We start from the raw sequence: 12,203 nt of genomic DNA on the forward strand, positions 1-12,203 counted from the left end.
GCGGAGCGTCATGCACTCTCAAGCAAGCCGTGCAATTGCCCAGCGTGCCGCATCTGCAACCGCATCATCAAGATCATCGACCAGTGCAGCGGCCACGTCTTTAAGTTCAGGCCTACCAGAATTGCCAATCGCATAGAGCACATTACGTACGAACCGATCCCGCCCTATGCGCTTAATCGGCGAGCCGGAAAACAACACCCGAAACGACGCATCATCCAATGCCGCTAGCTCCGCGAGACGCGGCGCTTTCAACTCTTCTCGAGCCGCATAGCGCAACTCGCGCGCGTCAACCGCGAACTTGTTCCAAGGGCAGACCGCCAAGCAATCGTCACACCCGTAAACCCGGTTGCCTATCAACGCACGCAACTCTTCGTCTACAGGTCCCTTGTGCTCAATCGTCAGATAGGAAATGCACCGTCGCGCATCCAACTGATAGGGCGCAGGGAAGGCCTTGGTCGGACAAACATCCAAACACGAAGAACAGGACCCACAATGATCAACCTCTGCTTCATCCGAAGGCAGCTTCAAAGTCGTAAAAACAGACCCTAAAAAGAACCAATTGCCCATTTCCCGGCTCACAAGGTTCGTGTGTTTGCCTTGCCATCCAAGACCCGCAGCGGCCCCCAAAGGTTTCTCTGGCACAGGTGCGGTGTCCACGAACACTTTCACCTCTCCACCGCTTTCAGCAATCAACCAACGCGCCAAACGCTTCAGTCGCTTTTTCACCAGATCATGATAATCTTTGTTCTGTGCATAGACAGAAATCGCGCCACGATCAGGGTGCCGCAAAATCTCTAAAGGATCATGGTCTGGTGTATAACTTTCACCTAGCATTATCACCGACCGCGCGTCTGGCCAAAGTGCCCCCGGATTGCTGCGCCATCGAACTCGCTCTGCCATCCAGTCCATCTGGCCGTGACGCTCTTTTTCTAGGAATGTGTTCAGCCGTTCGGGAACCTGCGGCACGTCCCAAGGGCGACAAATACGACAGGCGTCAAACCCGATCTCATGCGCCTCTGCGACGAGCTTGGCTTTAAGATCAGAAATCAAGATCGTTGTAGTGCGCAGACGGCGGGAAGCCGGGTACCTGATCGGACAATATAGACCGGAACGCAGGGCGCGATTTGATCTTCGCGTACCAGTCTTTCACAGTCTCGGATCGTGACCAATCCACATCAGAGCTATAATCAAGCGAAGACAAATGCGCAGCCGCCGCGAAATCAGCAATCGACATCGCATCCCCCGCAAGCCAGCGACGATGATCCAAAAGCCACGCCATGTAATCAAGGTGATACTTGATCGCGCGCGCACCCTCTTTCACGTTCTTGCTGTCAGGGTAGCCCTGCTTCATCAGTTTCTTATTCACCCGCTCGTAGAGCAATTTGGACGTGACTTCCTGATGAAATTTGTCATCAAACCACGCCACCAAACGCCGCACTTCATAGCGCCCTTCAGCACTGCTTGGCATAAGCGGTGGTGTGGGATTTTTCTCTTCAAGGTACTCACAAATCGCCATACTGTCGGGCATCGTGCGACCGTTCATTTTGAGGATTGGCACCTTGCCAGCAGGATTCCGGCGCATGAAATCGGGATCGGCCTCCCAATAGCGTTCTTCGACCAGCTCAACATCAATCTTTTTTTCAGCAAGCACCAACCGGACCTTGCGACAAAAAGGAGAGAGCGGAACGTGATACAGACGGGCCATAGAGATTAAAACTAACTCAAAATTACATGAATCTCTGAATGCCCCGCATTGCGTCCAAGTTCAATCCTGAAAACAAGCCGCTCGCCCGTCGCGGCGGATCGTAGCTGCACCATCAATGATCTGACGGGTGCGTTTGCGCACATAGTTTGACGGTCGCGACGCGCTACGCTTTTTAGGGGAGGGCAAGATTGCCGCCAAACGCGCGGCTTGCGTTACGCTTAGATTTTCGGGACCGACGCCAAAGTAGTGACGCGACGCGGCCTCCACCCCAAAGACACCATCATCAAATTCGGCGATGTTCAGGTAGACTTCAAGAATGCGCTCTTTCGTCCAGATCAGTTCTACTATGGGCGTCATCGCTGCTTCCAGCGCTTTGCGCACATAGCTACGTCCATGCCAAAGGTAGACGTTCTTGACGACCTGTTGGCTTAGCGTCGACGCACCACGCGCACCGCCAGAATCAACCGCAGCACGGATCGCGGTCATGTCAAACCCCCAATGCTGGCAATAATTCGCATCCTCAGCAGCAACCACAGAGCGGGCCATAACGGGTGCTACGTCTTCTATGTCCACCCATTCATGATCGACCTCCGCACCAATGCGCAGCTCTTCACTTCGCATGTAGTGTGTCTTGTGAGGATTCGCCCAAACATAGAGACAGATCCACAAAAGCGCCGCAGCAATGATCAATAGAGTGACTCGAACCACCCAACGCCACACAAACATCCGACCTGCCGTGATCCGCGCTGCAAGGGGGCGTTTCACTTTAGACTTGGACGTTTTCTTAGCGGTCGTTTTTTTCTTTGCTGCGCGTACCATAAAAAACTGTCTATCGCGTGCGCTACAAATGCAAAACGCCCGAAGCAGAATCTCGGGCGTTTTTATCATTTCAGTTGCGGTTACTCCGCAGGTACTGCAGTTTCTTCGATACCAAGCGGATGCGGGAGCTTGTTGAGCATCTCAATCGGACAGATCTGAACGAAGTTCTTCACTTCCAAATCCCAATGTTGCAGCAGCTCTTCCGCTTTCCGGCTACCTGTTTCGGCAAAATGGCGCTCAACCAGCATCTTCAACTGGCGTTCCCAATGGGGTTGTGTGACCGCGCATGTAACCAACGTTTCGTGGTTCATCAGTGTTTGCGCAACGCTTTCTGGGTCGTACAAATACGCCATGCCACCCGTCATACCCGCGCCAAAGTTCGCGCCGATTGAGCCAAGGATAACAGCAACACCACCGGTCATATACTCACAACCGTTTGAGCCACATCCCTCGATTACCACACTCGCACCAGAGTTACGCACGCCAAACCGTTCGCCCGCGCGACCAGCGGCAAATAGGAAACCGTCCGTCGCACCATAAAGCACTGTGTTGCCGATGATCGTATTGTCAGAAGCCGTGAGCGGGCTTGCCATAGGTGGGCGCACAACGATTGTGCCACCAGAGAGGCCCTTACCGACGTAATCATTCGCGTCACCACTGACTTCCAGCTTTAGACCTGGAGCCGCGAACGCGCCAAGAGATTGGCCCGCAGAGCCTTTCAAATGTACCAACAAATGATCCAGTTGCAGCCTGTTGCGCATACCGAATTTCTTGACGATATGGCTGGAGATGCGCGTGCCAACCGTGCGATGTGTGTTCTGAATCGCGTAGCTTAACTGCATCTTTTCACCGTCTTCCAAGAAACGCGCAGCGTCGCGCACGATCTCGGCGTCGAGCGTGTCAGGCACTTCTGTACGACCACGAGAGCGGTCATAGTTGATGCTTTCCGCGCCATCGACAGTGATCAACAACGGGTTGAGATCAAGATCATCCAAGTGTGCAGAGCCACGCGAGACTTGGTGCAGCAGATCAGCACGACCAATCACGTCATCAAGCGATTTCGCGCCGATAGAGGCGAGCACTTCGCGCACTTCCTGCGCGTAGAAGGTAATCAAATTGACGACCTTATCTGCATTGCCTGTGAACTTATCACGCAGCGCTTCGTCCTGTGTACACACACCAACAGGGCACGTGTTGGACTGGCACTGGCGCACCATAATGCAACCCATCGCGATCAGCGCAGCGGTGCCGATGCCATACTCTTCGGCACCCAACATCGCGGCCATGACGATGTCACGCCCTGTACGAAGGCCACCGTCAGTACGTAAAGTAACACGATCCCGCAGGTTGTTCATCGCAAGCACTTGGTGCGCTTCGGTCAGACCCATTTCCCACGGCAGGCCCGCATATTTGATCGAGGTCGCAGGGGACGCACCTGTGCCGCCATTATGCCCTGAAATCAGGATCACATCGGCTTTCGCCTTGGCGACGCCAGCTGCAATTGTGCCGACACCAGAGGAAGCAACAAGCTTCACAGTCACCTTACAACGCGGATTGATTTGCTTGAGGTCATAGATCAGCTGCGCAAGGTCTTCGATAGAATAGATATCGTGGTGCGGCGGCGGTGAAATCAGCGTCACGCCTTTGGTTGAGTGACGCAAACGTGCGATGAGGTCTGTGACCTTCATACCAGGCAGCTGCCCACCCTCACCGGGCTTCGCGCCCTGTGCGACTTTGATTTCTAGCTCTTCGCACTGGTTTAGGTATTCAGCCGTAACACCAAAACGACCCGACGCCACCTGCTTGATCTTCGCAGACGGGTTATCCCCGTTCGGCTCTGGAACGAAGTGTGCGGGATCTTCGCCACCCTCACCACTGTCAGAGCGCGCACCAATGCGGTTCATCGCGACGTTCAAAGTTTTATGTGCCTCCGGGCTAAGCGCACCCAAAGACATGCCCGGCGTCACAAAACGCTTGCGGATCGCAGTGACACTTTCCACGTCATCCACGTTGATCGCTTCACCCATGGGCTTAATCGCCAGCAAGTCGCGCAAGTTTATTGGCGGATTGCTCTGCATCTTTGCGCTATAGTTCTTCCACATCTGGAATGAACCGGTGTTACACGCAGTCTGCATCATATGCATGGATTGCGCTTCCCACGCGTGGGTTTCGCCAGATTTGCGCGCTTTGTAGAAACCACCAATCGGCAGTACATCGCGACCACCCTGCCAGCCAAGACCGTGAATTTCTTCCGCTTTGAACTGGATGCCAGAGACACCAATCCCACTGATGCGCGACGTCATACCCGGGAAGAATTCAGCGCACATCGCACGAGACAGACCGACGGCTTCAAAGTTCAAACCACCGCGATAGGAGGACACGACAGAGATGCCCATCTTCGCCATGATCTTGAGCAAGCCCTGGTCAATCGCCTCGCGGTAGCGCGCGACGGCTTCAGTCAATGTGCAATCCAAGAGGTCACGTTCAATGCGATCTGCCAGCGAATCTTCCGCAAGGTAGGCGTTCACAACCGTCGCGCCACTGCCTATCAAAACCGCAAAGTAATGCGGATCGATACACTCAGCCGAGCGCACGTTAAGTGAACAGAAAGTCCGCAAACCTTTACGTGTCAAATGACTGTGCACAGCAGAGGTCGCGAGGATCATCGGCATACCGATTTTGTCTTCGCCCTGCGCTTGATCTGTCAGAACGATGTGGCCCGCACCAGAGCGCACCGCATCTTCCACCTCAGCACGAATACGTGCGAGACCGTCCTGAAGAGCATTTGCGCCACGCTCGAACGTGCAATCAATCGTGACAAGGTCCGCGTTGAAATTACGCGTCAGCTCATCCCATTGCGCGTTGCCCACAAAAGGACTGTCGAGTACGAGAATTTCGGTCTGTGCAGAGCTTTCGTCCAAAACGTTCTTAAGGTTACCGAAGCGCGTCTTCAGGCTCATCACACGGAATTCACGCAGTGAATCGATTGGCGGGTTCGTCACCTGAGAGAAGTTCTGACGGAAGAAATGGCTCAGCGGGCGGTACTTTTTGGACAGAACCGCCGATGGCGTATCATCACCCATAGAAGCCAGCGTTTCTTTGCCATCCTCTGCCATAGGTGCGAGGATCTGCTCTAGCTCTTCAATCGTATAACCCGCAGCGATCTGGCGCTTTCGCAATTCGCCGCCAGAATAAATCGCCTTTTCCGTCACAGATGCGAGTGCGTCGTCAAGTTCATTGATTTTGCCAACCCAATCGCTGAACGGCAAAGCAGCGGCCAGCCTGTCCTTGATTTCACCATCACGGAACATCTTGCCCTTTTTCATGTCCACGGCCAGCATTTGACCCGGACCAAGCGCACCTTTTTCAACGACAGTTGCTTCATCAATCGGGACCATGCCCGCCTCTGATCCAGCGATCAGCAGGCCGTCGCCTGTCAAAACGTAGCGCATTGGACGCAAGCCATTGCGATCGAGACCCGCGCAGACCCAGCGACCATCGGTCATCGCCAGTGCAGCAGGGCCATCCCAGGGCTCCATCACGGAGTTGCAATAGGAATACATATCACGCCAGCTTTGTGGCAGATCAACCGCCTGCTTGGACCAGCTTTCAGGGACCAACATTGTCTTCGCCATCGGCGCAGAGCGACCCGCGCGCACCAGAACTTCGAACACTGCATCAAGTGCCGCAGAGTCAGACGACCCAGACGCAATCACAGGTTTGATGTCTTCCGCCATATCGCCAAACGCGCTGGAGGCCATGCGGATCTCATGGCTTTTCATCCAGTTGACGTTGCCCTTGAGCGTGTTGATCTCTCCGTTATGCGCCAGCATGCGGAACGGCTGCGCGAGCCACCACTGCGGGAACGTATTGGTGGAATACCGCTGGTGATAGATCGCGAACGCACTCTCGAACCGCTCATCCATCAAGTCAGGGTAGAACACCGCAACCTGCTCGGCGAGCATCATGCCTTTGTAGATCACAGAGCGGCACGACAGCGACGCGATATAAAGCTCGCCTACACCCGCAGCTGTTGCCGCTTTTTCAATGCGACGACGGATTACATAAAGTTCACGTTCGAACGTTTCTTCGTCCACACCTTTGGAATTGGAGATAAGGATTTGTTCGATCTCTGGGCGTGTCGCATTCGCCTTTTCACCAAGGCAGGAAATATCGACGGGGACGTGACGCCAACCATAGATGTAGTAGCCCATGCGCAGAACTTCGGTTTCAACGATTGTGCGGCAGGTCTCTTGCGCACCGAAATCTGTGCGCGGCAAGAAGACTTGGCCAACCGCCATCAACTGATCTTTGCGCGGCGTGTGACCTGTGCGCTCGATCTGATCATAAAAGAACGAGACGGGGATTTGAACGTGGATACCAGCGCCATCACCTGTTTTGCCATCTGCGTCCACCGCACCCCGGTGCCAGATCGCCTTCAAGGCATCAATGCCAGCTTCAACAACTTTGCGCGACGGCGTACCGTCCAGCGAAACAACAAGACCAACGCCGCAAGAGCTATGCTCTTCGCTTTCGTCATACAGTCCATTCTCGGCCATATACTTGCGCTTGGCTTCCTCGTCCTTCACCCAATTTGCATCAAACTTAGTCATCAGTTGTCTCCTTCTTCGGGCGCGAATAGTGCGATTGTCTCTTTGGCTGTCATCTTGCGATGTGTGCCTGCCAACGCGTAGCCAGAGGCTGCATCAGCGAAAAATTCCAATTTCAAATCAGCGCCTGCTGCGTCTTTGAACAGGCCTGCAGAGGGATGGCGATTGCCGTCCTCTACCGTGCCGTAAAACAGTGTCGAGCCACATGTCTCGCAAAACCCACGCTCTGCCCAGTCAGAAGAGCGGTATGTTTTCACGGGGCCGTCAAAACTTAGGCTGCCCTCATCAATACCAAGCGACATAAACATGCTGCTGGTGTGCTGACGGCACATGTCACAATGACACACGCGCATCATCGGTTTTGACATGACCGCACGCGCCGTGACCTCGCCACACAAGCATTGGCCTTCTATCTGCGCCCCACTCATTCGGCCGCAACCGCAGCGCTGTTATTCAGCTTATCAAGGATCGCTTCGGCGCAATCGCGACCGTCTTTGATCGCCCAAACAACAAGGGAGGCCCCGCGCACGATGTCACCAACCGCGTAGACGTTTGGCAGATCGGTTTCACCCGTGGTGAACTGCGCCTTGACAGTACCCCAGCGGGTGACTTCAAGACCCTTGGTTTCCCAAAGCGTTGGCAGATCTTCAGGCTCGAACCCGAGCGCTTTGATCACAAGATCCGCTTCTTCAACATAATCAGCGCCCTCGATCACTTCAGGCGCTTGGCGACCTGTCGCATCCGGCGCGCCAAGGCGCATTTTCTGAACCATCACACCTGTCACAGCAGGATCGCCAACAAACCCTTTAGGCGCGGAGAGCCATTCGAATACAATGCCCTCTTCTTCCGCGTTTTGCACTTCGCGCATGGAGCCGGGCATGTTTGCTTTGTCACGACGGTAAAGACATTTTACAGAATTCGCGCCCTGACGAATCGCCGTGCGTACACAATCCATTGCCGTGTCACCACCACCGATGACAACAACACGCTTGCCCTTGGCATCCAGCTGACCATCGTCGAATTCAGGCACATCATCGCCAAAGCTTTTGCGGTTGGACGCAGTGAGATAATCAATCGCACGCTCGATGCCTTTGGCACCAGAACCGGGACCTTGCAGATCACGCGTTTTGTAAACACCAGTCGCAATGATGACCGCATCATGGGCCGCTTGGATATCGGCGAAGGAAATATCCTCGCCCACATTGCAGTTCAATTTGAAGGTCACACCGCCCTCAGCAAGCTGATCATTGCGACGCATCACGACATCTTTCTCAAGCTTAAAGCCTGGAATGCCATACGTCAGCAACCCACCTGCGCGGTCATAACGGTCATAGATCGTGACCTGCACACCTTGGCGACGCAGCACGTCAGCGGCAGCCAGACCACCAGGACCAGCGCCAATGATGCCAACGCTCTCAGTGCGCTCTGCATGCGGTTTAATCACCTTGACCCAACCGTTTTTCCAAGCCGTGTCAGTGATGTATTTCTCAACAGAGCCGATGGTCACAGTGCCATGGCCGGAATTCTCGATCACGCAGTTACCTTCGCACAAGCGATCCTGTGGGCAGATACGTCCACAAATCTCTGGGAAAGTGTTCGTCGCTTGCGAGACTTCATAAGCTTCCTGCAAACGGCCCTCAGCGGTGAGGCGGAGCCAATCAGGAATGTTGTTGTGCAAAGGACAATGCGTCTGGCAATAGGGAACGCCGCACTGGGAACACCGCGAAGATTGCTCTTTCGCTTTTGTGTCAGCGTATTCGGCATAAATCTCGCCAAAGTCGTTGTTGCGCAAATCAGGTGCGCGTTTCGTTGGCATATTGCGCTCGACAGATACGAATTTAAGCATCGGTTGCTTGGCCATTGTCACATCACTCCTGTTGCCTGAAGAGTCCCCCATAAAGAACGCGCGCAGGAAATAAAAGTCATAAAAGGTTACCTATATATCAAAATATTCGCCAGCATGACGCACAGGATAGCTTCTTACAGGAAAAATTAGGACCGATTCGGACTCAATGTAATACTTCCCACACGAATCGCTCTGCGCTAGGAGGGTCGCACCCTTGCTCGAAAGCCGCTCTATGTCTCTGTTTCAGTTGTTTCTTGTCGCCATCATCCAAGGCATCACCGAATTTCTACCTGTCTCCTCATCGGGTCACCTAATCCTGTTGCCGAAACTCACTGGCATGGCGGACCAAGGCCAAGTGATCGACGTAGCCGTCCATGTGGGCACCTTGTTCGCCGTGGTCATCTACTTCTGGAGTGACGTGCGTCTTGCACTCTCAGGTGTACCTAGCCTGCTACGTGGCAAAATCGACAATCAAGGCGCATGGCTCGCACTTTGCTTGGGATTGGCGACGATCCCCGTGGTGATTTTCGGGTTGGTGTTGAAAATTACAGGTCTTGATGATGCGATGCGCTCGGTCACTGTGATTGGTTGGACAATGCTGATCTTTGGCTTGGTTTTGTATTGGGCCGATCAAAAGGGGGAGCAGACCAAAACCGCGTCTCAATGGTCCCTCAAAGATGCTTTCATCATGGGTCTGTGGCAAGCGCTTGCGTTGATCCCCGGCACGTCCCGCTCTGGCATTACGATCACAGCGAGTCGCTATCTCGGCTACGCACGCGAGGATGCGGCCAAGCTGGCCATGCTCATGTCCATCCCCACGATCCTCGCCTCAGGTACATTGCTTGGTTTGGAAGTCGCGCGTGATGCTGATGCTGCTTTGGCACGTGATGGGGCGATTGCAACGGCATTTGCATTTGTGGCCGCATTGTTGGCGCTGAGCTTGATGATGCGTTTACTGAAATCGGTGAGCTTCACGCCTTACGTGATTTATCGTGTGATCTTGGGAATTGTGCTAATCTGGATTGGATATAGCGCCTAAACCAACCCAGCGCGTTTCGCGAAGGGATCGCGTGTGGAATCTTGGTGCCACTCGTATTCACAGCCCAGCGCCAAACGTTCTGCTATTTCGAGACCAAACAAACCCGTCATCACAGCGAGCGCCATATCCATACCCGCAGAAACACCGGATGATGTGAAGAGTTTTCTATCCTCGACCCAGCGCGCCTCTTTTACCCAATCAATCTTGGAGGCGAGGTGTATTGTGCTCGTGAAATCTATCTTGTTCGTCGTTACGCGGCGGCCATAAAGGACACCAGCCATGCCAAGCAGCACAGTGCCCGTACAAACAGCCACTACCTCTTCCGCATTAGCAGAAGCGTCGCGAATCCACTGAATGAATTCTTCGCCATTCCCCTCAATCAGCGCGAAATCACCACCGGGTATGAAGAGCAGCTCGTAGTTACTCTTTTCAGAGAAATACTTGTCCACGCAGATACGCTGCCCATGGCAGCTCGCTACGGGATCAAGCCCTTTTGCGACGATTATGATCTCTGTCTCTTAGCCATAGCCACCAAGCATCTCGATAGGCCCAAAGTAATCTAGCGTTTCAAAGCTAGTAAAAACCAGCGCGGCAAGTATTCTCATCAGCGGCTCTTAGGCACGCAAGTTCTTGGCTGAACCCTTGATCGCCGCGTACTGACCCGACGGGCGGAAACGCCAGAGATAGTCGGGCAGAACCGCTTCCATCGCAGTTGGCGTAATGCCTAACTCTGCAAAACCCTTAGCGTCGTCAGCCACAACATTATCCAGGCAAAGGTTCTTCACCTGATCCCGCGTCGCTGCAGGGTTCTTCACAAGGCCAAGCGTAATCGTTTCAAGCAAATCAAACGCCCACGCCATCACACGTGCAATTGGGAAAGGCACATTGAGAATCAATTTGCGGCGCTGGATCACACAGAGCATCGTTTGCAAAAGCTCACGGAATGTATGCACGTTAGGGCCGCCGACCTCATAGATCCCATGCGCCTCGCCCAGCACGCCTTTGACAGCCGCAGCGGCAACATCATCGACATAGGCTGGCTGGAACTTCGTCTCAGCACCGATTGCAGGCACGATCGGGCCAATACGCGCCATGGAAGCGAAGCGATTAAAGAACTTGTCCTCTGCTCCAAACATGATTGAGGGGCGCAGGATCATCACGTTTGGCATATGCGCTAGCACATTTTCCTCACCTAGCGCTTTGGTGCGGGCATAATCACTTTCAGCCTCTGCATCCGCACCAATCGCGGAAATCTGCACCATCTTGTCGATCCCAGCTGCGGCAGCTTCGCGCGCAACGCGGCCTGCACCTTCGGCCTGAACCGCATCAAACTTGTTCTTACCGTTTTGCGTCAAAATACCAACGCAGTTCACAACCGCGTCAGCACCGTGCAAAGCCGCCGCAACAGAGGCATCATCGCGAATGTTACACAGGACTGGTTCGACTTGGCCAACCGTACCGTAGGGTTTTACGAACATTGCTTCATTCGGGCGACGAACAGCAACGCGAACGCGCCAGCCTTCTTTCGCCATGCGGCGTACGATATAACGGCCTACAAAACCGGATCCACCGTAGATCGTGACAAGTTTGGACATGCGCGTAATCCTTCGCCTTTTTGTTGATGCAGATGTACCGAGCCGCGCGCGTGCAGGCAAGCCGCTTATGAGGCGCTTTTTTTAGCGTAAACGGCCTTGTTTTAGGCAAAACAGGACCTGTCGTCGAGGTATTCGCAAAAAAGCGCCCTGCGAATCTCGTTGACAGGAATGACGCCCAAGTCTAAACGCGCCTCCGAAGGCACCTGCCCAGGTGGCGGAATTGGTAGACGCGCTAGCTTCAGGTGCTAGTATTGGCAACGATGTGGAGGTTCGAGTCCTCTCCTGGGCACCAAAATCTTTCTTAAATTACCAATAAACCAAGCAAATACAGTGGTATAGCTTCTCACAGGACCACTTTCGGGACCGCTTTCGGGACCACTTTGTCAGCTTTGGGGCTAAAATAGTCAGACCTGTAGAACCGTTTTGGCTTGAACCAGGTCACGTTAGGCGCACAATCCACAACCATGAGTGATGATGTGCCCCTACGACTCCCCCGCTATGTTTTTCGCCGGAGCAACGGCAGCTTTCGCTATAAGAGGAACGTTCCAGAGCGCCTTAGACCCCTCATTGGAAAGGCCACACTGTATCG

The 12,203-nt window shown here is 53.9% G+C and carries 9 protein-coding genes and 1 tRNA gene; 2 read left to right on the top strand and 8 right to left on the bottom strand.

Translation table 11 applies throughout. The annotated features are described in order from the left end of the window. Positions 1-18: 18 nt before the first annotated feature. The 6 genes from queG to QZ280_RS07100 all read right to left on the bottom strand — a co-directional run bounded on the left by queG (position 19) and on the right by QZ280_RS07100 (position 8,995). A complete protein-coding gene (gene queG / locus QZ280_RS07075; protein WP_293441871.1) occupies positions 19-1,050 on the bottom strand; it encodes a tRNA epoxyqueuosine(34) reductase QueG in 1,032 nt (343 codons plus the stop codon). Continuing rightward, entirely contained in the window at positions 1,040-1,705 is a 666-nt protein-coding gene (locus QZ280_RS07080; RefSeq protein WP_293441872.1) for a glutathione S-transferase family protein, read from the bottom strand. Before QZ280_RS07080 ends, queG begins: the two co-directional genes overlap by 11 nt. Positions 1,706-1,765: 60 nt before the next feature. Then, positions 1,766-2,524, bottom strand: a complete 759-nt coding sequence (gene mtgA / locus QZ280_RS07085) for a monofunctional biosynthetic peptidoglycan transglycosylase (protein ID WP_293441873.1) — start codon at positions 2,522-2,524, stop codon at positions 1,766-1,768. A gap of 80 nt (positions 2,525-2,604) precedes the next feature. Further along, on the bottom strand, positions 2,605-7,137 hold the full coding sequence (gltB, locus tag QZ280_RS07090) for a glutamate synthase large subunit (protein WP_293441874.1): 4,533 nt from the start codon (positions 7,135-7,137) through the stop codon (positions 2,605-2,607). Then, complete coding sequence (locus QZ280_RS07095) at positions 7,137-7,502, bottom strand: GFA family protein (RefSeq protein WP_293441875.1); 366 nt, start codon at positions 7,500-7,502, stop codon at positions 7,137-7,139. Before QZ280_RS07095 ends, gltB begins: the two co-directional genes overlap by 1 nt. Positions 7,503-7,558: 56 nt before the next feature. Further along, complete coding sequence (locus tag QZ280_RS07100; protein WP_293441876.1) at positions 7,559-8,995, bottom strand: NAD(P)-dependent oxidoreductase; 1,437 nt, start codon at positions 8,993-8,995, stop codon at positions 7,559-7,561. A gap of 217 nt (positions 8,996-9,212) precedes the next feature. Between QZ280_RS07100 and QZ280_RS07105 the strand changes: the two genes are divergently transcribed. Next, positions 9,213-10,019 (top strand): undecaprenyl-diphosphate phosphatase, encoded by an 807-nt coding sequence (locus tag QZ280_RS07105; RefSeq protein WP_293441877.1) that lies wholly within the window; start codon positions 9,213-9,215, stop codon positions 10,017-10,019. Here the strand turns inward: QZ280_RS07105 and QZ280_RS07110 are convergent. Further along, positions 10,016-10,528 (bottom strand): DJ-1/PfpI family protein, encoded by a 513-nt coding sequence (locus QZ280_RS07110; protein WP_365734355.1) that lies wholly within the window; start codon positions 10,526-10,528, stop codon positions 10,016-10,018. The two genes, QZ280_RS07105 and QZ280_RS07110, sit on opposite strands and share 4 nt — an antisense overlap. A 105-nt stretch (positions 10,529-10,633) precedes the next feature. Continuing rightward, complete coding sequence (locus tag QZ280_RS07115) at positions 10,634-11,614, bottom strand: complex I NDUFA9 subunit family protein (RefSeq protein ID WP_293441878.1); 981 nt, start codon at positions 11,612-11,614, stop codon at positions 10,634-10,636. 205 nt (positions 11,615-11,819) lie between these two features. On the opposite strand from QZ280_RS07115, the gene QZ280_RS07120 reads away from it, so the two are divergent. Further along, a tRNA-Leu gene (locus QZ280_RS07120) sits at positions 11,820-11,906 on the top strand. The last annotated feature ends 297 nt before the right edge of the window (positions 11,907-12,203 follow it).

This window comes from Planktotalea sp., from assembly GCF_018607995.1.
Lineage (GTDB): Bacteria > Pseudomonadota > Alphaproteobacteria > Rhodobacterales > Rhodobacteraceae > Planktotalea.